Here is a 23746-nt window from a genome sequence, read left to right on the forward strand (position 1 = left end):
ATGGTCATCGTATCCCTCGACGTGTAGGGGCTGTTCCTGCGGCGCGCGGGACTCGGAGGCGCCGTCAAGGGCTGACGTCTACGATCGTGGGATGCCCTCGAACCGGTCCCGCTGGACGCTCGCCGCCGCCATCGCGGCGACGGCGATCCTCGGGCTCGCCGGGTGTTCTGGCGCCGCGTCGCCGGCGGAGGCCGGGCGCACGTCGGCCCGGCCCACGCCGTCCGCGACGCCGACGCCGACCCGCGACCCGGCCGAGGTCTGGGTGGATGTGCGCCTCGCGAACATGACGCTGCGCCAGAAGGTCGCGAGCCTGTTCATGCTCCACGCGCCGGGCACCGACCCCGCTGCGCTGCAGGCGTTCGTGGGCACGTACGGCCTCGGCGGTCTCATCTTCATGGGCGACAACATCCCGCCGACGCCCGAGGCGCTCGCGGCGCAGACCGCGGCGACGCGGGCGCCCGACCCGAGCCTGCCTCCGCTGATCGGCATCGACGAGGAGGGCGGCGACGTCATCCGGCTGCCGTGGGACGGCCAGCCGGGCGGCGAGGCTCTGCAGTCGCAGCCGCCCACCGCGACGCAGGCCGCGTTCGCCGGGCGTGCGCAGCTGTTGAAGCAGGCGGGCGTCACGGTGAACTTCGGCACGGTCGCCGACGTCACCGCGGATCCGTCGTCGTTCATCGCCGACCGCGTGCTCGGCACCGACCCGGCCTCGTCGGCCGCGCGGGTCGCCGCATCGGTGACGGGGGAGCGCGGAGCGGTGTTCAGCACGCTCAAGCACTTCCCGGGGCACGGCGAGACGGAGGCGGACTCGCACCACACCGTCCCGACCGCCCCGATCGACCTCGCCCGGTACGCCGCGCAGGACGAGCCGTCGTTCCGCGCGGGCGTCGACGCGGGGGCGGAGTTCGTCATGTTCGGGCACCTCGTCTACAGCGGGGTGGATGCGCAGCCCGCGTCGCTCTCGGCGACCTGGCACCGCCTCCTCGCCGACCGGCTCGGCTTCCACGGCGTCTCCATCACCGACGACCTCCGGATGCTGCAGGACACCGGACTGCCGCAGTATCAGGATGCGGGCGAGAACGCCGTGCAGGCGGTCGCCGCCGGCAACACGATGGTGCTGATCGTGCAGAGCCCGCAGACCGACCCGAATGCGCTGATCGACGCGGTGACGGCGGCGGTGCAGCAAGGACGCATACCGGCCGCGCAGATCGACGCGGATGCGAGGAAACTGCTCGCGCTGCGACATTCGCTCGCGCTGAAAGAGTGACGCGTCAACTTTTTTTGACTTTTTCGGAATATCCCCGGATTCGATGCGCTTGCATGTACCTGACGCGGATGGATGGGCCATTCCGCGAGCGACTTCCCTGAAGGAGACACCCGTGACCATCGAGATCCCCGGTTACAAGGCAGGCACCTGGACCATCGACCCCACCCACAGCGAGGTCGGGTTCAGCATCCGCCACCTGATGATCAGCAAGGTGAAGGGCGTGTTCGAGAACTTCGACGCCACCTTCGTCACCGCCGAGAACCCGCTCGACTCCACGGTCTCCGCCAAGGCCGACGTCGCGTCCATCAACACCAAGGACAAGAACCGCGACGCGCACCTGCGCACCGGCGACTTCTTCCTCGCCGAGGAGCACCCGACCATCGACTTCGTCTCCACCGGTGTGCGTCACGAGGGCGGCGAGTTCCTCGTCGACGGCGACCTGACCATCAAGGGCGTCACCAAGCCGGTCACCTTCGAGTTCGACTTCGGCGGCTTCGGCCAGGACCCGTACGGCAACTACAAGGCCGGCGCAACCGCGAAGACGAAGATCAACCGCGAGGACTTCGGCCTCACCTACAACGCGGCCCTCGAGACCGGCGGCATGCTGCTCGGCGACGAGGTCACGATCACCCTCGAGCTGCAGGCGGTCCTGAACCAGGCCTGACCCGCTCGGATCTTGCCCAAAAGGGAGGAGCTCCCGGCCGTCACGGCCCGGGACTCCTCCTTTTTGCGCATCCTGCTGCGTGTCACCCCGAATCTCCTCCCTTTCGCGCGTCTGGGCATGCCGGTGGGGTGAAGCGGCAGAGCCTTCTCACCCCGGATGTGGGATGTTCAGAACGGAGGATGTTCGGCTGCGAACACGGCGAGTCGCGTCGAAACGGAGGAGATTCCGGGCGCAGCGTCGCAGATGTCCTCCGTTTTGCGCATCGACGGAATGGCAACAGTAGAACGCGGTCAGTGGCCGATGAGGGGGCCGAGGACGCGGGACACGACCGACGGGCGTCGGGTGACCGACTCCTCGAGGTCGGCGGACTCCATCGCGACCAGGCCCGCGTTCGCGCCGGCGAAGCGCAGCGGCTCCGGCTCCCAGCGCGGCGAACGGTGGCCGACCCAGGGGAGTTCCGTCAGCGAGGTGCGCGCGCCGGTCAGCAGGTCGGCGAGCGTGCGCCCGGCGAGGTTCGTCGTGCTCAGGCCGTCGCCGACGTACCCGCCCGCCCACGCCTCGCGCGCGTCCGCGTCGTAGCCGACGCTCGCGTGCCAGTCGCGCGGCACGCCCAGCGGGCCGCCCCAGTGGTGCGTGATGCGCGCGCCCGCCGCATCCGGGAACAGGTCGAACAACGTGCGCACCAGGTGCTCGCGCACCCGCGGCGACCGGTCGTACGCGGGGTGGATGGCGCTCCCGAGGTGGTAGCGTGCGCCGCGGCCGCCGAACGCGAACCGGTTGTCGGCGGTCCTCTGCCCGTAGACGATGAGGTTGCGGAAGTCGGTGAACGTCTGGCCGTGCTCGATCCCGATCCGCTCCCAGGTGGCGTCGGGCAGCGGCTCGGTCGCGATCATCAGGGAGTAGAGGGGCAGGATGCGGCGCCCCACCTGAGGCAGCTGCGAGCCGTAGCCCTCGGTCGCGTTCACCACGGTGCCGGCGCGCACGAGGCGGTCGGCGCCGCCGGAGCGCGCCCGGACCGTGCCGTCGTCCCACGACAGCACCTCGGTGCCCTCGGCGATCGTCGCGTCGCGGCGCTCCACGACCCGGGCGAGGCCGCGTACGAGCTTGGCGGGATGGATGCGCGCGCAGGCGGGCGTGAACGTCGCGGCCACCGCATCCGGCGCGTTGAAGCGGCTGCGGACGGTCTCGGTGCCCCAGAGTGCGACCTCGTCGACGCCGAAGTGCTCCGACTCCTCGAACTCGCCGCGCGCGGCCTCGACCTGAGGGCGGCTGCGGGCGAAGGTCACCGTGCCCCCGCGGGCGTAGTCGATGTCGATGCCTTCCGCCTCGGCGACGCGGCCGACCTCGTCCACCGTGTCGACCATGGCGCGGCGGGTGGCGACGGCCGCGTCGAAGCCGTACCGCTTCTCCAGCTTCGACGCCGACCAGGGGAAGAGCGCCGAGCACCAGCCCCCGTTGCGGCCGGAGGCGCCGAACCCGGCGACCTCCTTCTCCAGCAGCAGGATGCGCAGGGCGGGGTCGCGCTCCTGCAGGTAGTACGCCGTCCACAGCCCGGTGAGCCCCGCGCCGACGATCGCCACATCCGCGTCCGTATCGGAGGCGAGTCCCGGCCGCGGCCGGAACCCGTCCTCCTGCTCGGCGATCGAATCGAACCAGAACCCGACCTCTCGGTAGTCCATGCGTCTCCCTCGGTAAACGAATGGTCCCAACACGCCGTGACGTTCGGGTGCGTAACGGCGTGTTGGGACCAGTGGATGCAGATCAGAGGTGGTTGGACGCCTCGGTCAGCACCGACTCCAGGATCTGGCGGATCTCGACGAACTCGTTCGGGCCGATCGTGAGCGGCGGCGCGAGCTGCACCACGGGGTCGCCGCGGTCGTCGGCGCGGCAGTACAGGCCGGCGTCGTACAGGGCCTTCGAGAGGAAGCCGCGGAGCAGGCGCTCCGACTCGTCGTCGTTGAAGGTCTCCTTGGTGTTCTTGTCCTTGACCAGCTCGATGCCGAAGAAGTAACCGGCGCCGCGCACGTCGCCGACGATCGGCAGCGCGAGCAGCTTCTCGAGCTCGGCACGGAACAGCGGGGAGTTCTCGCGGACGCGCTCGTTCAGCCCCTCCTCCTCGAAGATGTCGAGATTCTCCATTGCGACCGCGGCCGAGACCGGGTGACCGCCGAACGTGTACCCGTGGTAGAACGACGTGTTGCCGTGCTTGAAGGGCTCGTAGATGCGGTCGCTGATGATGGTCGCGCCGATGGGGGAGTAGCCGCTGGTCATCGCCTTCGCGCAGGTGATCATGTCGGGCACGTAACCGTACTCGTCGCAGGCGAACATGTGGCCGATGCGGCCGAACGCGCAGATGACCTCGTCGCTGACCATGAGCACGTCGTACTTGTCGCAGATCTCGCGGACGCGCTGGAAGTAGCCGGGAGGCGGAGGGAAGCAGCCGCCGGAGTTCTGCACCGGCTCGAGGAAGATCGCGGCGACGGTGTCCGGACCCTCGAACTGGATCATCTCCTCGATGCGGTTCGCCGCCCAGACGCCGAACGCTTCGATGTCGTCGCTCGGGGCGCCCATCTCGTCGGCGCGGTAGAAGTTCGTGTTCGGGACGCGGAACCCGCCAGGGGTCAGCGGCTCGAACATCTCCTTCATCGCCGGGATGCCGGTGATCGCGAGCGCGCCCTGCGGGGTGCCGTGATAGGCCACCGAGCGCGACAGCACCTTGTGCTTGGTCGGCTTGCCCTGCAGCTTCCAGTAGTACTTCGCCAGCTTGAACGCGGTCTCGACGGCCTCGCCGCCGCCGGTGGAGAAGAAGACGCGGTTGAGGTCGCCCGGCGCGTACGACGCGAGCCGGTCGGCCAGCCGGATGGCGTTGGGGTGGGCGTACGACCAGATCGGGAAGAACGCGAGCTCCTCCGCCTGCTTCGCAGCGGCCTCGGCGAGGCGCTTCCGGCCGTGGCCCGCATTCACCACGAACAGCCCGGAGAGGCCGTCGATGTAGCGCTTGCCGTGGTCGTCCCAGATGTGGTGGCCTTCGCCCTTGGTGATGATCGGGACGCCGTGGCCGTCCTCCATCACCGACTGGCGGGCGAAGTGCATCCACAGGTGGTCCCGGGCCTTCGCCTGCAGGTCCGCCTCATCGGGTGTGATGGGCTCGCCGAAGGTTTCTACGGTTGTCGTCATGGTTATCGCGTTCCCCAGTTGTAGAACTGTTTGTGGAGTTTGAGATAGACGAACGTCTCGGTGGAGAGGACTCCCGGAAGCGTCCGGATCTCGGAGTTGAGCATCGTGATGAGGTCGAGGTCGTTCTCGCACACCACCTCGGCGAGGATGTCGAAGGTGCCGGCGGTCAGCACCACGTAGTCCACGTCCGGCATGGCCGCGAGCTTGTCGGCGACGGCACGCGTGTCGCCCGTGCAGCGCACGCCGATCATGGCCTGCCGGTAGAAGCCGAGCTGCATCGGGTCGGTCACGGCCACGATCTGCATCACACCCGACTCGGTCAGCTTCTGCACGCGCTGACGCACCGCCGCCTCGCTGAGACCGACGGCTTTGCCGATCTCGGCGTACGACTTGCGGCCGTCGACCTGCAACTGCTCGATGATCGCCTTGGAGACGTCGTCGATGGTCGCAGCCTTCTGGCCGTTCGTTGCCCGAGGGGTACTCATGGACCGATTCTGTCAGCGGATGGGGGACCTGGCAAGCGATTCCGCACCGATCTACCGCTTTCGCTGACGAAATCAGTAGGCTGCGGGCATGAACACACCCGAACTCCGGAACTTCGTCGGCGGCCGGCACGTGGATGCGCGCGGCTCCGACGGCATCCAGCTCGTCGATCCCGCGACCGAGGAGGTCTATGGCGCGACGCCGATCTCGACGGCCGAGGACGTCGCCGAGGCCTACCGCGCGGCCGAAGCGGCCTTCGCCGTGTGGGGGGAGACGACCCCGGCCGAGCGGCAGCTCGCGCTGTTCCGCATCGCGGACGCGATGGAGGAGCGCGCGGACGAGTTCGCCGACCTGGAGTCGCAGGACACGGGCAAGCCGCGCGCCACCCTGGTGGAGGACGAGATCCTGCTGTCCGTGGACCAGATCCGCTTCTTCGCCGGCGCCGCCCGCAACCTCGAGGGCCGGTCGGCCGGCGAGTACATGAAGGACCACACGTCGTTCATCCGGCGCGAGCCGATCGGCGTGGTCGGCCAGGTCACGCCGTGGAACTACCCGCTCAACATGGCGGTGTGGAAGTTCGCCCCGGCCCTCGCCGCGGGCAACACGACGGTGCTGAAGCCGTCGGACACCACGCCGCTGTCGACGCTGCTGCTGGCGGAGGTCGCGGCCGAGTTCCTGCCGGCCGGCGTGCTGAACGTCGTGCTGGGCGACCGGACCACCGGCGCCGCCATGACCGCCGACCCGATCCCGCAGCTCATCTCGATCACGGGCTCCGTGCGGGCCGGGATGGAGGTGGCGCGCGCCGCCTCCTTCGACCTCAAGCGGGTGCACCTCGAGCTCGGCGGCAAGGCGCCGGTGATCGTGTTCGACGACGCCGACATCCAGAAGGCGGTCGAGGGGATCGTCGCGGCCGGTTACTTCAACGCCGGCCAGGACTGCACGGCGGCGACCCGCCTGCTGGTGCAGGACGGTATCCATGACGAGTTCGTCGCTGCGCTGGCCGAGTACGCGCGCGGCAACGCCCGCACCGGCGCGCCGCGCGAGGACGGCATCCTGTACGGCGCGCTCAACAACGCGAACCAGTTGGCGCAGGTGTCCGGGTTCGTCGACCGGCTGCCGGATCACGCGACCGTCGAGACCGGCGGACGCCGGCAGGGGGAGCGCGGCTACTTCTGGGAGGCGACCATCGTGTCCGGGCTGCGGCAGGACGACGAGGCGGTGCAGAACGAGATCTTCGGGCCGGTCCAGACCGTGCAGCGGTTCTCGACCGAGGCGGAGGCGCTGGCGAACGCCAACGGCGTGAAGTACGGCCTGGCGTCGAGCGTCTGGACGAAGGATCACGGCCGCGCGATGCGCTTCGCGAAGGGCCTCGACTTCGGCTGCGTGTGGATCAACACGCACATCCCGATCGTGGCCGAGATGCCGCACGGCGGGTTCAAGCACTCCGGCTACGGCAAGGATCTGTCGCAGTACGGATTCGACGACTACACCCGCATCAAGCACGTCATGTCGTACATCGGCGAATGAATCATCCTGTCCTATAGGTATTCGGTCGCCGTCTCCGCTACGCTGCCTCCACACACATCGTCGTGTGGCACAGAAGTGGAAGGCATCCGATGTCTCAAGAACCCGCGTCCGCGCACCTCGAGGACGGCGAACACCTCGCCGTCCTCGGGTACGAGGACTCCTTCAACCGGTCGATGACCCTGTGGGCGAACTTCGCCCTCGGGTTCACCTACCTGTCGCCCCTGGTGGGCGTCTACTCGCTGTTCGCGGTGGCGATGGCGACCGGCGGCCCGCCCTCGATCTGGTGGATCGTCATCGTCGGCGCCGGCCAGCTGCTGGTCTCGCTGGTGTTCGGCGAGGTCGTCTCGCAGTACCCCATCCACGGCGGCATCTACCCGTGGGCCCGGAGGCTCTGGGGCCGGCGGTACGCCTGGATGGCTGCGTGGGTCTACGTCTGGGCGATGATCGTCACGATCACGGCCGTCGCCTCCTACGGCAGCGGGTTCCTGGCGAGCCTGTTCGGGCTGGAGGCGACCAAGGAGGTCACGCTCGGGCTCACCGTGCTGCTGCTCGTGGTCGCGCTCGCGCTCAACTTCACCGGCACGAAGACCCTCGCGACCGTCGCCCGGATCGGTCTGGGCGCGGAGCTCATCGGCGTCATCGCCGTCGGCCTGTACCTGTTGATCTTCCAGCGCAAGCACCCCTTCTCGGTGTTCTTCGACTCGATGGGCGTGCAGGGCGACGGGTCGTACGTCGCCGCGTTCCTCGGCGCCGCACTCGCGGGCCTGTTCCTCTTCTACGGGTTCGAGGCGTGCGGAGATGTGGCCGAGGAGGTCGCGAATCCGGCTCGGCGCATCCCGAAGGCGATGATCATGACGATCCTCGTCGGCGGCGTCTCGGCCCTGTTCGCGTTCGGCGGCTACGTGCTCGCAGCCCCCGACCTCGAGAAGATCGTCTCGGGCAAGGATGTGGACCCGATCCCGGAGATCCTGCAGTCGGCGCTCGGCACGGTCGGGGCGAAGATCTTCCTGGTCGTCGCGGTGACCGCGTTCCTGTCGTGCGTGCTCAGCCTGCAGGCGGCGGCGAGCCGGCTGCTGTTCTCGTTCGCGCGCGACGGGATGGTGCCCGCGCACCGCTGGCTCGCGAAGGTGTCGCCGCGGACGAAGGTGCCGGTCAACGCGCTCATCGTTGCGTGCAGCATCCCCGTGATCATCAGCCTGATCGTCTACGTCGGGCCGGACGGCCTCATCACCCAGGTGACCGCGTTCGCGGTGTTGGGGATCTACGTGGCGTTCCAGTCGGTGGTGCTCGCGTCGCTGCGGCAGCGGCTCAAGGGCTGGCGTCCGGCCGGACCGTTCAGCCTGGGCGGCGCGGGGCTCGTGGTGAACATCCTGGCGCTGGCCTACGGGGTGTTCGCGATGATCCTGCTGGCGTGGCCGACGAACACGGGCAACGTGTTCAACGACTGGATCGTGCTGATCGGGCTCGGGATCGTCGCGGGTGCGGGACTCCTGTACCTCTTCATCGCGCGCCCCGACCGCAACTCGAACGCGCCCGAGGGCGACGCGATCCGCGTGGCCGAACTGCTGCGCGCCCGTCGCGCGACGCCGGCTGCGCCCGCCGCGCCTGCTCCCGACTCCACCCGGTGTGAGCCGCTGATTCGTGCCGAATGTGCGCAATGGCCGGCCCAAAACGCACATTCGGCACGAATCTTCGCGTGTCAGGAGTCGCGGCGGGGGATGCCGAGGGGGTTGCCGTCGCGGAGCTCGAGGGGGAGGACCGCTTCGGGGGCGTCCTGGTAGGCGATCGGGGTGAGCCAGCGGCGGGTCGCCGTGGCGCCGACCGACGTGTGAACGCTCGCGGTGGTCGACGGCCACGCGCCGCCGTGGTGCTGCGCCCAGCCGATCGCGACGCCGGTCGGCCAGCCGTCGAAGAGGAGGCGGCCGGCGACAGCGGTCAGTCGCTCGGCGAGCGCGGAGACGTCCTCGTCGGCTCCGCGGTGGATCGTCGCCGTGAGGGACGGCTCGAGGGTGTCGAGCATCCCGTCGAGCTCGCCGTCGTCGTAGCGGACCAGCACCGTGACCGGTCCGAAGCACTCCGCGAGGAAGACGTCCGCGTCCGCCTGGAACGCGGCGCTATCGACCACGAGCACCGTCGGGGTGGATTCGCCGTCTCCGGCCGGGCCGGTCACGACATCCGCGGCGAGCGCCGCACGGTCCGCAACGCCGCTCGCGAAGCCGTCCGCCATGGCGGGGGTGAGCTGTCTGCTCGCCGGAGCATCGGCGAGGGCGTCGCGCACGGCGTCCTCGATCCCGAGGTCGCGCGGCGCGAAGACCAGGCCCGGCTTGGTGCAGTACTGTCCGGCGTCCCGGGTGAAGGACGCGACCAGGCCGGCGCCGATCGCCCCCGCACGCTCGGCCGCGGCCGCGCGGGTGATCACGACGGGGTTGATGCTGCCGAGCTCGCCGTAGAACGGGACGGGGTCGGGACGCGAGACCGCGAGGTCGAACAGCGCCCGGCCGCCGCGGACCGACCCCGTGAAGCCGGCGGCGCGGATTCCAGGATGCTGCACCAGCTCGACGCCCGCCTCCATCCCCTCGACCAACCCGAACCACCCGTCGGGCAGTACCGCCTGCGCGAGTGCAGCGGTGCGCCGGGAGAGCTCGGGATGCCCGGGATGCGCCTTCACGACCACCGGGCATCCGGCGGCGAGCGCCGATGCCGTGTCGTTGCCGAGCACCGAGAACGCGAACGGGAAATTGGAGGCCGTGTACACGGCGACCGGCCCCAGCGGTCGGAGCATCCGGCGCAGATCCGGGCGCGGCGGCACGAGGGTCGCGTCGGGCGCCTCGACCACCGCCTCCAGGTACCCGCCTTCGCGGACGACGCCCGCGAAGAAGCGGAGCTGCGAGGCCGTCCGGGTGACCTCGCCGTCGAGCCGCGTGGTCGAGAGGTGCGTCTCCGCGTGCGCGAGGGCGACCAGCGCGTCCCGGTCGGCATTCAGCGCGTCGGCCAGCGCCTCCAGCCAGCCGGCCCGCTCCTCGCGGGTCGTCGGAGTCCGCGCCGCACGCGCCGCGGCGGCGACGGCGGCCTCCACCTCCGGCGCGCTCACGCGAACGCCGCCAGGCCGGTCAGCGCGCGGCCGAGGACGAGCGTGTGGATCTCGTCGGTGCCCTCGTAGGTGCGGACCGATTCCAGGTTGGCCATGTGCCGCATCACCGGGAAGGCGCTGGTGATGCCGTCGCCGCCGAGGATGGTGCGCGCCTCGCGGGCGATGGCCAGCGCCTCGCGCACGCTGTTCAGCTTGCCCACGCTGATCTGCGTCGGCGTGAGACGGCCGGCCTCCTTGAGGCGGCCGAGGTGCAGCCCGAGCAGCATCCCCTTCTCGTACTCGACCAGCATGTTCGCGAGCTTCTCCTGGATGAGCTGGGTCGCGCCGATCGGGCGGCCGAAGACCTCGCGGGTGGTGGCGCGCTCGATCGAGACCTCGAGGCAGTCCCGCGCGGCGCCCATGGCGCCCCAGACGATCCCGAACCGCGCCTCGTTCAGGCAGGAGAAGGGACCGGACAGCCCGCGGGCTCCCGGCAGCTGCGCATCGGCAGGGACGCGGACCTCGTCGAGGACGATGTCGCACTGGATGGACGCGCGCATGGAGAGCTTGCCGTCGATGGCCGTCGCCGTGAAGCCGCGGGTGGTCGTCGGGACGAGGAAACCGCGCACGCCATCGTCGGTGGCTGCCCAGACGACGGCGACGTCGGCTATGGCGGCCAGCCCGATCCAGCGCTTGGTCCCGCTGATCACCCAGTCGTCGCCGTCGCGCCGCGCTCGGGTGCGCATCGCGGCGGGGTCGCTGCCGCCGTCCGGCTCGGTGAGGGCGAAGCAGCCGATCCGCTCGCCGCGCGCCATCGGCGGCAGCCACTCGGACTTCTGCTCGTCGGAGCCGAACTTCGAGATCGCGCTCATCGCCAGCGACCCCTGCACCGAGACGAAGGTGCGCCATCCGCTGTCCGCCGCCTCCAGCTCGTGGCAGACCAGGCCGTAGGCGACCGCACCGGCGCCCGCGCATCCCTCGTCCTTCAGGTGCATGCCGAGCACGCCGAGCGCGCCGAGCTCCGGCACCAGCTCGCGGCGGAAGTGCTTGTCCTCGAAGTCCTGCTCGATCACCGGACGGATGCGCTCGGTCGCGAACGCGCGCGCCTTGTCGCGCCAGCCGCGCTCCTCGTCGGTGAGCAGGTGGTCGATGCTGAACGCCTCGTCGAGCGTCGTCGTCACGGTCGGGTCCTCTCGGTCAGTCCTCGTCGGCCCAGCGGGCGTCGTGCGCGCCGAGCAGCGGGGGCGGGGTGCGGTGCACGGCGGGAGCCGTGTCCAGGTGGATGGGCGTGGCCGGCTGCCGGGAGCGGCGGCCGGTGGCGGGGTCGGTCGTCTCGACCACTGCGGGGAGGCCCAACGACTCGGCGAAGGCGAACGCCTCCGCGACGCCGTTGACGAGACCGGCGGGCACACGCGCGGTGGTGAAGGCGGCGACCCAGTCGGCGGCCGCGCGGGCGGCGAGAAGCGGCGCGAGCGCGTCACGGAGGGCGTCGCGGTGCGCGACCCGGCTCTCATTGGTCGCGAAGCGCGCATCCTGTGCCAACTCGGGCCGGCCGAGCACGGAGGCGAACGCGGCGAACTGCCGGTCGTTGCCGACCGCGACGACCAGCTCGCGGTCGGCGGCGGCGAACAGCTCGTAAGGGGCGATCGAGGGATGCGCGTTGCCGAGCCGCGCGGGGAGCGGCCGGTCGCGAGGGTCCCGGAGGCCTGGTTGGTCAGGGCGGCGAGCAGCGAGCCGAGGAGGTCGACATCCACACGGGAGCCGCGGCCGGTCGCCTCCCGCTGCCGCAGGGCGAGCAGGATGCCGGAGAACGCGTTGAGGCCGGTGAGCACGTCGACCAGGGCGACGCCGACCTTGCTCGGCTCGCCGTCGGGGGCGCCGGTGATGCTCATCAGGCCGCCGACCGCCTGCACGAGGAGGTCGTAGCCGGGGAGCGCCGCGCCGGCGTCGCGTCCGAAGCCGGTGATCGAGCAGTACACCAGGCGCGGGTTCGCGGCTCGAAGGCTCTGCTCGTCGAGGCCGAAGCGCTCCATCACGCCGGGGCGGAAGTTCTCGACAACGACGTCCGCCGTCTCGGCCAGGCGCTTCGCGGCGGCCAGCCCCTCGGCGGACCCGAGATCGCAGACGACCGATCGCTTGTTGCGGTTGACGGCGCCGAAGTAGGTCGACTCGCCCGCCTCATCCACGGGCGGCCGCCAGGTGCGTGTGTCGTCGCCATGGGGCGGCTCGATCTTGACCACGTCGGCGCCGAAGTCGGCGAGCATCATCGTGGCGTACGGACCGGCCAGCACGCGCGAGAAGTCGGCGACGCGGATGCCGCTCAGCACGCCCGGGGTGCCCGCCGGGGGGAAGTCCGCCATGGTCGCTCCTTCGCTCACGCGAATTCATCCTATAGCGAATGATTCGATCGGGATATCGTGGAGGCGTGACCGCGTCCCCAGCCTCCGTCCCGCGCACGACCCGGGCCGCGCCCGGCGCGCGCGACGCGGTGTTCGCCCAGCTCGCCGACGCGGGCCGCGCCGAGCAGGTGGCCCGGCGGCTCGCCGACGCCATCGTGCTCGGGGTGTTGGCGCCGGGGGAGCGGCTGCCGAGCGAGGCCGAGCTCGCCCGCCGCTTCGGCGTCGCGCTCGTGACCACGCGCGAGGGGCTCGGGATGCTGCGACAGGCGGGCCTCGTCGAGACGCGCCGCGGCCGAGACGGCGGAAGCTTCGTCGTACATCCGGGAGATCCGGACGACGCGCTGCTCACCACCCGGCTGCGCGGCCTCTCGCAGGTCGAGCTGAGCGACCTCGCCGTGTACGTGACCACCATCGCCGCCGGCTGCGCCGACCGGGCCGCCGAGCGCTCCACCCCCGAGGACGACGACCGCTTGCGCCGCTGGCTCGACGCGGCCGACTTCTCGGCGGCCGCGGAGGCGCGACGCAACGCCGGCGGCTTCCTGCTGGAGCTGGCCGTGCTCAGCCAGTCCACCCGACTGGTGCGGGAGCAGCTCCGGCTGCAGGCCGAATTCGGGCCGCTGCTGTGGCTCGGGATGCGCGACGAGGCGCTGCGGGCGGGAGCGGCGGCGAGCGCCTCCCGGATCGCCGACGCGGTGGCCGCCCGGGACGGCGCGACGGCCCGCGCCGAGGTGAGCCGGCTGATCGACGCGGTCTCCCGCTGGCTGCTCCAGGCCAAGGCCCGGGTCGAGGTGGGCGGGTCGATCGATGGCTGAGCAGGCGACCCTAAATTCATCGGCCGATGCCGAGGCGCTGGCCGACCGGGTGTCGGAGCTCTTCCGAGGCATCCAGGACCTCATCGCCGCGTGGCGGACGTCCATCCTCGAGGTCGTCGCCGAGGACGGTGCGACCGATCCCGGCGCACTCGACGAGCGCGTCGCCGGGCTGGTGCTCCCGGAGCTGGAGGCGGACGACCCGCTCCTGATCGGCGCCGGCTTCATCGCCGCGCCGGAGACCACCCGCACCGGCGACCTCCATTTCGCCTGGTGGCTGGGGGCGCTGGACGACAACCCGGTGTTCGGCGCCACCGCCGGACCCTCGCGACTGGACCTTGCCTCTCGGGCCTACGCCGAGTATCTCCGCGACTTCCCGTCGCTGGAGTGGTACCGCGTCCCCTCGTCGACGCACCGGACCCACATCACCGGCCCCTACGTCGACCACCTGTGCGCGTGCGACTACATCGTGACGGTGACGTCGCCCGTCGAGCGGAGCGGCGCCGTGCTCGGCGTGGTCGGCGTGGACGTCTACGTGAAGCGCCTGGAGCGGGAGCTGCTGCCGGTGCTGCTGGCGACGGGCGAACCGCTCGCCCTCGTGAACGCCTCCGGTCGGGTGCTCCTCTCGGGCGATCCGGCCATCGTGGCGGGCTCGGTGGACGATGTGCCCGACGACGCGGTCCGGTGCGCCGGGACGCCGTTCGCCGTGGTGCGGCCGACGCGCTCGCGCGGCTGACGCGGCCGGGTACACTCGCATCGACCCCCTGCCCCGGCGCGATCAGAAGGAGCCGACGATGACGAGCGGCTTCATCCGGTACGCGCCGAACGCCGGTCCGTCGCGCTGGCTCCTCGTGGCCGGCCGGCGCTTCGTCGCCGCGGTCGAGAGCACGGTCTCGGACGCGATCGTCGACCAGGTGTTCTGGCTCGCCGACTCGGAGCTCGCGACGATCGAGTCCGTGGTCGGCGCTTTTCCTCTCGCCGGTGCGGACAGCGTCCGGTCGTTCGCGGTCGCCGAACTCGCGGAGCCGAACGCGGCGGGCGAAGTGACCGTGACCGCGGTGGTCCGCGGCTCCGCGGCGATCGACGTGTTCTCGGTCGGGGGATCGCGCCGGTTCTCCGCGGGAGGCGTCCAGCCCTGGGTGCTCGCCGAGTTCCGGACGGTCACGGGCCTCGTGCTGCAGGGCGACGACGCGCAGACCGGCCCGGTCGCCCGGCTCTCGATCGGGTCGCTGCCGCTCGGGATCGGCGTCGTCGACGGGGAGCTGCTGACCTGGTCGCTGCAGCCCATCGAGCGCGCCGAGCGGAGCGCCCCCGTGGCTCCCGAGCCGGCCGCCGCATCGAGCGAGGCGCCGGCGGGTCCGGCTGCCGAGGAGACGATCATCCGCGATCGCGGACGCAGCTCCAGCCTGTTCGATCACGGCGCGGAGCCCGTCGCCGACCCGGAGGAGATGCCGCCCGCGGCGCACCCGGCAGCGAACGAACTGCCCGGCGCCGTCGACATCGACGAGCCGGTCCCGTCGCGCGACACGCCGGTCCTGGCCGCCGGTCCGCTGACCCAGCCCGCCGCCGACGCGTTCCCGGCGACCGAACCGGTCGTCCTCCCGCCGCCTCCCGCCGCCTTCGCCGCACGCCTGCCGTCGGGGGACACGCTCGCCCTGGACGCGCCCCTCCTCGTCGGTCGCCGTCCGACCTCGCAACGGGTCGAGTCGGGCCTCGCGCCGCGGCTCGTGACCGTCGCATCGCCCACGCAGGAGGTCTCGTCGACCCACGCGCGGATCGAGCAGGCGGGGGACGCCGTGGTCGTCACCGACCTGCGCTCGACGAACGGCACGGTGGTCACGGGCCCGGCCGGCAGCCGGCGCCTGCGGCCGGGGGAGTCCGTCGTGGTGCTCGCGGGCGCGATGGTCGAGATCGGCGACGGTAATATCATCGAGATCACCGCCCGCCGAGCAGAAGGACGCGAGTGACCCAGATCGGTCGCAGCAGCAGACGCCACACCGTGGCCGTGCCCGGCGATCCCGACGCGCGCATCAGCCTCTCCTGGGCGGCGCTCAGCGACACGGGCTACCGGCGGAGCGTGAACGAGGACAGCCTCCTCGCTCGCGCGCCGATCTTCGCCGTCGCGGACGGGATGGGCGGCCACACCGCCGGCGACTTCGCCAGCACCGCGGTGGTCACGCGACTCGCCGAGAAGGTGAAAGCGGACTTCGTGGGCGAGGTCGCGCTGACCGAGGCCCTGCGCTCCGCGGTCGACGACATGAGCCGCGGCGTCGGTCAGACCGATCTCGGCACGGGCACGACGGTGACCGGTATCGCACTGACGCTGGTCGACGGCTCGCCGTACTGGCTGGTGTTCAACATCGGCGACTCCCGCGTCTACAGCTACCGCGACGGCACGCTCGAGCAGTTGACGGTCGACCACTCGATCGTCCAGGAGCTGCTGGACGCGGGCGCGATCACCCCGGCGGAGGCCGAAGTGCATCCGCACAGCAACGTCATCACCCGCGCGGTCGGGTTCAACGAGGACCCGGTCCCGGACTACTTCCTGCTCCCGATCGTCGCCGGCTCCCGTCTGCTGGTGTGCTCGGACGGGCTCACCAAGGAGCTCACCGAGCACGGCATCCGCTACTTCCTGGGCGAGGGGTCGTCGCCGCTCGACGCCGCCCAGCAGCTGATGGACGCGGCCCTCGGCAACGGGGGACGCGACAACGTCACGGTCGTGGTGGTCGACGTGCTGGCGACGCCCGAGTCCGGCTCCCACCGCGACGGCGAGTCCCGTCGGGCAGCCCGCCGGCACTGAGTTGTCCCCCGAGTTGGGGGTCATCGAGTTATCCCCAGTACGGGTCCCGGCCAGGCCAGGCTCAGGGGCCGCTGCCTACAATTGTCAGACGCTTTTCGCACTCTGCGCGCTGCGTTTTCGCCGACGAACGGGAGGGATCCGATGGCCCGGCGTTTGCCGTCCCAGCCGCCCAACCTCCCCGGCTTCTCGTACGTCCGGGTGCTCGGTTCGGGCGGCTTTGCCGACGTGTTCCTGTACGAGCAGAACATGCCGCGGCGCCAGGTCGCGGTCAAGGTGATGCTCGCCGAGGTGGTCACCAGCCAGGTCAAGCAGATGTTCCAGGCCGAGGCCAACCTCATGGCGCAGCTGAGCACGCATCCCTCGATCCTCACGGTGTACCAGGCCAGCGTCTCCTCCGACGGGCGGCCCTACCTGGTGATGGAGCTGTGCTCGGCGGCGATCGGTCAGCGCTACCGTGCAGAGCCGCTCCCGGTCCCCGGGGTGCTGAGCATCGGCGTGCGCATCGCGAGCGCGGTCGAGACGGCGCACCGCGCGGGCGTGCTGCACCGCGACATCAAGCCGTCCAACATCCTGAGCACCGCGTACGGCCACCCCGTGCTGAGCGACTTCGGTATCGCCGCCACGCTGAGCGAAGCGGATGTGACCGAGGCGATCGGCCTGTCCATCCCCTGGTCGGCGCCCGAGGTGCTGCTGGATGAGACCAGCGGCACGATCGCCAGCGAGGTCTGGTCGCTCGGCGCGACCATGTACTCGCTTCTCGCCGGCCGCTCGCCCTTCGAGGTGCCGGGCAAGGAGAACACCGCCGCCGAGCTCATCCAGCGCATCACCAAGAGCCGGCCGCTGCCGATCGGCCGTGCCGACGTGCCGCCGCGGCTCGAGCAGGTATTGATGAAGGCCATGTCGCGCAAGCCGTCGCAGCGGCAGCGCAGCGCCCTCGAGTTCATCCGCGAGCTGCAGGCGGTCGAGGCCGAGCTCGGTCTCCCGCAGACGCCGATCGAGGTGGCGATGGACGACTGGGCGCTCGCCACCGCGGGTGACCCGGAGGACCGCACGCGCGTGAAGGGCGTCATGGCCGTCGACCCCGGCGCCCGTCGCCGGCGCCGCCGCGCGGCTCCCGCCTCCGCGACGGTCACCCGCGCTCCCACCCGCACGGTCGTGCGCGAGAGCGCGGGCAGCGCGCAGACGCCTCAGCAGGCGCCGCCGTCGAAGACCCCGCGCGCTCTCGTGATCGCCCTGATCGCATGCGCCACGCTCGTGGTCGTGCTCGGCATCACGGCCTCGCTCGTGCTGGTGCGGGCGGGGGCGAGCAGCGACATCCCGACGGTCCGCGACCTCAGCGGCCGCGTCACGGGCAGCACGATCGTGTTCAGCTGGAGCGACCCCGGCCTGCAGGACGGCGACACCTACCAGGTGACCGTCCAGGACCAGCCGCCGAGCAGCCAGCACGCGACCGAGTTCCGGGTGGACGCCAAGCCCGGTCAGACCGTCTGCGTCACCGTCACGGTCAACCGCGACGGCCGCACCGGCACGCCGAGCGGCCAGAAGTGCGTCGAGAGGACGGCCGGGACGTGAGCCGGCTCGCCGCGTTCTGGTCCTGGCTGACCGCCCACAAGTCGGTCGCCGCGACGGCTGTCAGCGGGACGGCCGTGGCGGCCCTCGTGACCACGCTCGCGGTCGTCTCGGGCGGCTACAGCGCCCAGCACCTCCAGCTGAACGATGCGGCGGTCTGGGTCGCCAGCGACGCCAAGAAGTCGCTCGGGCGAGCGAACACCGAGATCGACAAGCTCAACTCGGTCGTGGCCGGCACCGGCGAATCGCTCGACGTGGTGCAGGACGGCACCGACGTTCTCCTGATCGACCGGGAGGCCAACACCGTCGCGGTCGTCGACCCGGCCACCGCCCAGGCGGGCAAGTCGGTCGCACTGCCGCCGCGGTCGCCGCAGGTCTCGCTGGCGGGCGGCCACGTGGCGCTCCTGTCGCAGACCACGGGACAGCTGTGGCTGACCACCGTGAAGCAGCTGGACACCTTCAACTCGGGTTCGGCCGCCACCGTCGACCTGGGCGGTCGCGCGGTCTCCGCCATGGACCCGTCCGGCGTGCTCTTCGCCTACCAGCCGTCGACCCGGACGCTGGTGCGCGCCGACCTCAACGCGGCCGAGCCGTCCACGACGACCGTCGACGTCGCCACCAAGGGCGACGGTGCGAACGTCTCGCTGACCTCGGTCGGCGGCCACTGGGCACTCCTCGACCCCGACGAGCGCACCCTATGGGTGGACGGACGCGCTGTCGACCTCCGCGCAGTCCTGCCCGAGGGCTCCGAGCCGGTGCTGCAGCAGCCGTCGTCCGGCGGAGGGGCCGTGTGGATCGGGTCCGGCTCCGGACTTGTGCGCGTGCCGCTCGACGGCGGTCGGCCCACGCGTCCGGTCACCCAGCGCGGCGCGTCGGCGGCTGCGCCCGTCACCGTGGCCGGCTGCACGTACGGGGCCTGGAGCGACGGGAGCACGTGGCGCTCCTGTGGCGCCGCCGGTGCGGGGGAACGCTCGACGCTGAAGGACGTCCCGTCCGGCGCGACCCTCGGCTTCCGGATCAACGGCACCCGGGTCGTCCTCAACGACTCCCGGTCGGGCGTCGCCTGGGCGGTGCAGAGCGGCAACACGCGCATCGACAACTGGGACGAGCTGGTCTCCAAGAAGACGACCCAGGAGCTCGTCAACCAGACCAAGCAGGACACCGCGCCGCAGTACGAGAAGCAGGAGCAGCCTCCCGTCGCCGTCGACGACTCCTTCGGCGCCCGGCCCGGGCGCGTGACACCCCTGCCGGTGCTCCTCAACGACTACGACCCCAACGGCGACGTGCTGACGATCGACTCGTTCACCGGCGTTCCGGCGTCGCAGGGCACGCTCGAGCTGACCAACGCCGACCAGCAGCTGCAGATCTCGCTGCCGGACACGGCGACGGGCTCGATCTCGTTCGACTACACCATCTCCGACGGCCGGGGCGGGACCGCGACCGCGCACGTCACCGTCGCCGTGCGATCGGCGGGGGAGAATACGCCGCCGGTCTGCGTGCGGAACGCCAAGGCCGTCGTGCAGGCGGGAGGCCGTGTCTCGGCGCCGGTGCTCGGCGACTGCTACGACCCGGACGGCGACTCCTTCTATCTCTCCGCCGCCTCCATCGCCGCCCCCGACGCAGTGACCTTCACCCCGCAGGGCCAGGTCGCCTACTCCGACCACGGCGACGGCGCCGGTGTCAAAGACGTCGCGCTGACGCTCTCCGACGGGCGGGCCGAGTCCGCCGGGCTGCTGGCGGTCACCGTGCGCCCGCCCGGGCAGGTGCCGATCATCGCCGACCCCTTCGCCGTGCTGGCGTACCAGGGCCAGGAGGTGACGGTCTCTCCGCTCGACCATGTGCGCGGAGGCAACGGCACCGTGCGCCTCAGCACCGTGCCGACGAAAGCGGACGCTACCATCACGCCGGACTACCAGGGCGGCACGTTCCGTTTCGAGTCGGACCAGGCGGGCACGCACAACATCGAGTACTCGGTGACCGACGGGGTGATCACGGCCACCGGCGTCGTCCGGGTCGAGGTCAAGGCGCCGCCCGGGGCGAAGACCGCGCCGATCGCCGTCCCGCACACCGCGTTCATCCGCGAGCAGTCGACGCAGGACGTCGACGTCCTCTCGACCGACATCGACCCGTCCGGCGGCGTGCTCCTGGTCACCGGGGTCGCCGACCCGGAGGCCTCCACCGGGGTGCGGGTGCAGGTGCTGCAGCAGCGCACGCTGCGGGTCACGCTCAGCCGTCCGCTCGCCGGCCCGGTCGACTTCCACTACCGGCTGAGCAACGGCCTGGCCGACACCGTCGGCACGGTCACGGTGGTGCAGCTGCCGCCGCTCACGGTCCACCAGCCGCCGATCGCCGCGCCGGACTCGGTGTCGGTGCGCGTGCGCGACGTGGTCGACATCCCGGTGCTGGCCAACGACATCCAGCCCGACGGCGACAAGCTCACGCTCGACCCGACGCTGGCGACGCCGCTGCCGAGCGGCGCCGGCCTGCTGTTCGTCAGCGGCGACCACCTGCGCTACCTCGCGCCCTCCAAGCCCGGCAATTACACGGCCGCCTACCGCGTCTCGGGCGAGGACGGACAGTGGGCGACCGCGGAGGTCACCATCGCGGTCCGCGAGCGCGACGCGGCGACCAACAACCCGCCGGTGCCCAAGACCGTCACCGCACGCGTGCTCGCCGGCGACACGGTCCGCATCACCGTGCCGCTCTCGGGCATCGACCCGGACGGCGACTCGGTGCAGTTCATCGGACAGGAGACCAACCCGCAGAAGGGCGCCGTGATCGCCTCCGGCCCCGACTGGATGGACTTCCAGGCCGGCGACTACTCCGCGGGCACCGACACCTTCACCTACGCGGTGGTGGATGCGCTCGGCGCGCGGGCGACCGGAACCGTGCGGGTGGGCATCGCGGCCCGGGTCGAAGGCGCCCGCAACCCGATCGCGGTCGAGGACGACGTGACGGCGAAGCCGGGGCGCACGCTCAGCGTCCAGGTGCTGGCCAACGACAGCGACCCCGACGGCAGCCCGCTGACCGTCACCGCGGTCACGTCGCTCGATGGCAAGGCCAAGGCGAAGATCAGCGGCGACGTCGTCACCGTGACCGCGCCGAAGACCCAGGGCGCCTACGGCTTCCTGTACACGATCCAGAACGAGCGCGGGGGGACGAGCCAGGCTTTCCTGCGGCTGACCGTCGACGAGAAGGCGCCGCCCGCACGACCCGTGGTCTCCGATACCACCCTCGGTCTCTCCGACATCCTCGGCAAGGACCGGGTCGACGTGAACGTGCTGGCCAACGTGTTCTTCGCCGACGGCCCGGTGTCCAGCCTCAAGCTCTCGCTCGTGTCCGGGTACGGCGCCGACGCGCAGGTGACGGCGTCCAAGCGGCTGCGGATCGCGATCGGCGCCAAGAGCCAGATCGTGCCGTTCAAGGTCGCCAACCCCGAGGACGAGTCGGTGGTCGCCTACGGCTTCGTGCACGTCCCCGGCTACGACGACGCGCTGCCCCAGGTGAAGCGCGGAGCGCCGAAGCTGACGGTGGTGAGCGAGAAGACGCTGACAATCCACCTCAACGACTACATCGTCGCGGTCGGCAACCGGAAGGTGCGGCTCACCGATGCCGCTACCGTGCGGGCGACCCACGCCAACGGCGACGACCTGGTGGTCGGCAACGACACCCTCCAGTTCACGTCGTCGCCGCGCTACTTCGGTCCGGCCTCCATCTCGTTCCAGGTCACGGACGGGTCGAGCGCTACGGATCCCGGCGGCAACGTCGCCACGATCGTCCTTCCGATCGAGGTCACGCCGCGCGAGAACCAGCCACCGGTGTTCACCGGCGCCCTCATCGACTTCGAGCCGGGGCAGACGAAGACCATCGACCTGACCAAGGTGACGAGCTACCCGTACGCCAAGGACCAGGGCGAGCTGGTGTACTCCATCCAGAACCCGCGGCCGAACAGCGTCAGCGCCTCCATCGACGGTCAGAAGCTGACGGTGACCGTCGCCACCGGCACGCCGAAGGGCTCCACGCCCTCCCTGTCCATCGGGGTGAAAGATGCGGTGAACGCCGGCCAGGCGGGGCGGATCGACATCCAGGTTGTGCCGTCGACCCGTCCGCTGGCGAGCCCGCAACCGGACCGCGTGATCGCGCCGCGCGGTCAGACGACGACGGTCGACGTGCTCGCGAACGACGGGGCGACCAATCCCTTCCCGGGGAAGCCGCTGCAGGTGATCGCGGTGCGCGGCCTGGGCAGCGGGCTGCCCGACGGGCTCAGCATCACGCCGAGCGCCGACAACTCCCGGCTGCAGATCTCCGTCTCCGCAACGGCGGCGCCGGCCGACACCACGCTGCAGTACGAGGTCGCGGATGCCACCGGCGACGCGGACCGCTACACGTGGGGGACGGTGACCGTCTCGGTGCAGGACCGGCCGGCTCCCGTCTCCAACGTGCAGATCGGCACGATCGCCGACCGCAGTCTGACCCTCAGCTGGATCCCCGGCGCCTTCAACAACTCGCCGATCACCGGCTTCCAGGTGACCATGGCGAGCGCCGCCAGCGGGCAGGTGCTCTCCACCACCGCTTGTGCGACCACCACCTGCGCGATCACAACGCCCGGCAACGGCCCGGCGAACGCCGTGACGCTGACGGTGCGCGCGCAGAACGCCCTCGGCCTCTCCGACCCGACCTCGTACGCCGAGCCGGTGTGGTCGGACGTGATCCCGAATGCGCCGTCCGCCGTGTCGTCGACGCCGCTCGATCACGGCCTCCGCATCTCCTGGAGCAAGCCGGCCGATGCACCGGGCGCGAGCCCGATCACGTCGTACGTGGTGTCGATCGGCGGCGTGACGAACGCCCTCCAGGTCTCGGGCTCCGACCCGGTCGGCACCGGGTACGCGCTTAACCTGACCGACCCGGGCATCGCCAACGGGGCCGCGATCGCCTTCTCGGTGTCGTCGCGCAACGAGTTCTACCAGGGCCGGACGACGTGGAACCAGACGCAGGGGAGCGGCGTGCCCGCCGGTGCGCCCACCACCACCGGCGTCGCCCCGGTCGCCACGCCGGACACGCAGGACGGAACGAGCGCGACGCTCAGCTGGTCCGGAGTCTTCGGCGACAACGGCAAGGCGATCAGCTCCTACTACGCGGCGGCCTTCCAGGGCGGCAACCCGACCTCCTGCCAGGTCAGCGGTGTCGAGTCGGGGCAGTCGTCCCTGTCGACGAGCGGCCTGCGGCCGGTGCAGGGCGGAAGCACGGTCTTCACCGGCTTGAGCCCCAACCAGACCTACAACTTCATCGTCTACGCCTACAACGGCCAGGGCTGCACGCCCGCCGCGATCGTGAGCGCCACGCCTCGCCAGTCGCCGGGAGACGTCACCGCCATCACGGTGGGACAGCGCCAGCAGAACGCCAAGACCGCGGACTTCACCGTGAGCGTCTCCTACCGCGCGGGCGGCGGCTCCAACCCCCGCTTCGATTACCAGCTGCTCAGCGGCGGCGCGGTGGTCGACACGGGCACGCTCGCGGGCACGACCGGAGTGCTGACCGGTTCCGGCGCCGACCACTACGGCGTGCCGCTGACCGTGCGGATCACCCAGGTCTGCGAGGGCTATCCGGACGGCTCCTCCCTCTGCACCCCGCAGGACGCGCGGCAGGACCTCGGGGTCGCCGTGAGCCTGGCCATCGGCGGAGACCGTTACGACCCCGCGAGCCACGTCTTCACCTGGACCAGCTGGCCAACGGGCGCGTACGACGCCGTCACCTACAGCTGCGACGGGACCACGCAGCTGCCGATGCCCGCGGCCGGCCAGACCGCGTCGTGCACCGCGCCCGCGAACGACCCGTCCCCGACGTTGACCGTGCGGGTCGTGGTCGGCGGCGACACGTACTCGTACAACTATCCCGGATCGGAGCTGCAATGATCCGCGGACGGCATACTGTCTTGAGCCGCACCGCGCGGCGCACACCCCCTTCTCCGCGGCCCCTCGCGC

At 71.2% G+C, this 23746-nt stretch carries 14 protein-coding genes and 1 pseudogene; 10 read left to right on the forward strand and 5 right to left on the reverse strand.

Going from position 1 to position 23746, the window contains the following annotated elements:
* Positions 1-91 precede the first annotated feature (91 nt).
* Together A0130_01800 and A0130_01805 are read left to right on the forward strand one after the other, a co-directional pair.
* The gene (locus A0130_01800) at positions 92-1267 is read left to right on the forward strand and encodes a glycosyl hydrolase family 3 (protein ID ANF30574.1); all 1176 of its coding nucleotides are present in this window, start codon (positions 92-94) and stop codon (positions 1265-1267) included.
* A gap of 112 nt (positions 1268-1379) precedes the next feature.
* Positions 1380-1931: a polyisoprenoid-binding protein gene (locus A0130_01805; GenBank protein ID ANF30575.1), complete on the forward strand. Its 552-nt coding sequence runs from the start codon at positions 1380-1382 to the stop codon at positions 1929-1931.
* Between the two features lie 290 nt (positions 1932-2221).
* Here A0130_01805 and A0130_01810 read toward each other — a convergent pair whose 3' ends face one another.
* From A0130_01810 to A0130_01820, 3 genes are all read right to left on the reverse strand, one after another.
* Positions 2222-3610, reverse strand: a complete 1389-nt coding sequence (locus tag A0130_01810; protein ANF30576.1) for an FAD-dependent oxidoreductase — start codon at positions 3608-3610, stop codon at positions 2222-2224.
* 82 nt (positions 3611-3692) lie between these two features.
* The gene (locus A0130_01815; protein ID ANF30577.1) at positions 3693-5108 is read right to left on the reverse strand and encodes a hypothetical protein; all 1416 of its coding nucleotides are present in this window, start codon (positions 5106-5108) and stop codon (positions 3693-3695) included.
* A 2-nt stretch (positions 5109-5110) separates the two neighbouring features.
* Entirely contained in the window at positions 5111-5593 is a 483-nt protein-coding gene (locus A0130_01820) for an AsnC family transcriptional regulator (GenBank protein ID ANF30578.1), read from the reverse strand.
* 88 nt (positions 5594-5681) lie between these two features.
* Here A0130_01820 and A0130_01825 point away from each other — a divergent pair, with 88 nt between their 5' ends.
* Both A0130_01825 and A0130_01830 read left to right on the forward strand, forming a co-directional pair.
* A complete protein-coding gene (locus A0130_01825) occupies positions 5682-7118 on the forward strand; it encodes a gamma-aminobutyraldehyde dehydrogenase (GenBank protein ID ANF30579.1) in 1437 nt (478 codons plus the stop codon).
* A gap of 89 nt (positions 7119-7207) precedes the next feature.
* Positions 7208-8689: pseudogene (locus tag A0130_01830) on the forward strand (amino acid permease).
* A 128-nt stretch (positions 8690-8817) separates the two neighbouring features.
* On the opposite strand, the gene A0130_01835 reads toward A0130_01830, so the two are convergent.
* Together A0130_01835 and A0130_01840 are read right to left on the reverse strand one after the other, a co-directional pair.
* Positions 8818-10209: an aldehyde dehydrogenase gene (locus A0130_01835; protein ID ANF30580.1), complete on the reverse strand. Its 1392-nt coding sequence runs from the start codon at positions 10207-10209 to the stop codon at positions 8818-8820.
* Positions 10206-11369: an acyl-CoA dehydrogenase gene (locus tag A0130_01840; GenBank protein ID ANF33255.1), complete on the reverse strand. Its 1164-nt coding sequence runs from the start codon at positions 11367-11369 to the stop codon at positions 10206-10208. The genes A0130_01835 and A0130_01840 overlap by 4 nt, the downstream gene beginning before the upstream one ends.
* A gap of 1217 nt (positions 11370-12586) precedes the next feature.
* Here A0130_01840 and A0130_01845 point away from each other — a divergent pair.
* From A0130_01845 to A0130_01870, 6 genes are all read left to right on the forward strand, one after another.
* Entirely contained in the window at positions 12587-13399 is an 813-nt protein-coding gene (locus tag A0130_01845) for a GntR family transcriptional regulator (protein ID ANF30581.1), read from the forward strand.
* Positions 13392-14132 carry a hypothetical protein gene (locus A0130_01850; GenBank protein ANF30582.1) on the forward strand — a complete coding sequence of 247 codons (741 nt, stop codon included), beginning with the start codon at positions 13392-13394 and terminating at the stop codon, positions 14130-14132. Before A0130_01845 ends, A0130_01850 begins: the two co-directional genes overlap by 8 nt.
* 58 nt (positions 14133-14190) lie before the next feature.
* The gene (locus tag A0130_01855) at positions 14191-15363 is read left to right on the forward strand and encodes a hypothetical protein (GenBank protein ID ANF30583.1); all 1173 of its coding nucleotides are present in this window, start codon (positions 14191-14193) and stop codon (positions 15361-15363) included.
* Positions 15360-16196 (forward strand): protein phosphatase, encoded by an 837-nt coding sequence (locus tag A0130_01860; GenBank protein ID ANF30584.1) that lies wholly within the window; start codon positions 15360-15362, stop codon positions 16194-16196. Before A0130_01855 ends, A0130_01860 begins: the two co-directional genes overlap by 4 nt.
* Positions 16197-16337: 141 nt before the next feature.
* Complete coding sequence (locus A0130_01865) at positions 16338-17768, forward strand: serine/threonine protein kinase (protein ID ANF30585.1); 1431 nt, start codon at positions 16338-16340, stop codon at positions 17766-17768.
* Entirely contained in the window at positions 17765-23677 is a 5913-nt protein-coding gene (locus A0130_01870) for a fibronectin-like protein (GenBank protein ANF30586.1), read from the forward strand. The genes A0130_01865 and A0130_01870 overlap by 4 nt, the downstream gene beginning before the upstream one ends.
* Positions 23678-23746 lie beyond the last annotated feature (69 nt).

Source organism: Leifsonia xyli (assembly GCA_001647635.1).
Taxonomy (GTDB): domain Bacteria; phylum Actinomycetota; class Actinomycetes; order Actinomycetales; family Microbacteriaceae; genus Leifsonia; species Leifsonia xyli_A.

What these genes read in the sequence shown, in the direction of transcription:
- A0130_01800 (ANF30574.1), top strand. Translation starts at nt 92, where the DNA reads ATGCCCTCGAACCGGTCCCGCTGGACGCTCGCCGCCGCCATCGCGGCG.
- A0130_01810 (ANF30576.1), bottom strand. Translation starts at nt 3,610, where the DNA reads ATGGACTACCGAGAGGTCGGGTTCTGGTTCGATTCGATCGCCGAGCAG.
- A0130_01815 (ANF30577.1), bottom strand. Translation starts at nt 5,108, where the DNA reads ATGACGACAACCGTAGAAACCTTCGGCGAGCCCATCACACCCGATGAG.
- A0130_01820 (ANF30578.1), bottom strand. Translation starts at nt 5,593, where the DNA reads ATGAGTACCCCTCGGGCAACGAACGGCCAGAAGGCTGCGACCATCGAC.
- A0130_01825 (ANF30579.1), top strand. Translation starts at nt 5,682, where the DNA reads ATGAACACACCCGAACTCCGGAACTTCGTCGGCGGCCGGCACGTGGAT.
- A0130_01845 (ANF30581.1), top strand. Translation starts at nt 12,587, where the DNA reads ATGATTCGATCGGGATATCGTGGAGGCGTGACCGCGTCCCCAGCCTCC.
- A0130_01850 (ANF30582.1), top strand. Translation starts at nt 13,392, where the DNA reads ATGGCTGAGCAGGCGACCCTAAATTCATCGGCCGATGCCGAGGCGCTG.
- A0130_01855 (ANF30583.1), top strand. Translation starts at nt 14,191, where the DNA reads ATGACGAGCGGCTTCATCCGGTACGCGCCGAACGCCGGTCCGTCGCGC.
- A0130_01865 (ANF30585.1), top strand. Translation starts at nt 16,338, where the DNA reads ATGGCCCGGCGTTTGCCGTCCCAGCCGCCCAACCTCCCCGGCTTCTCG.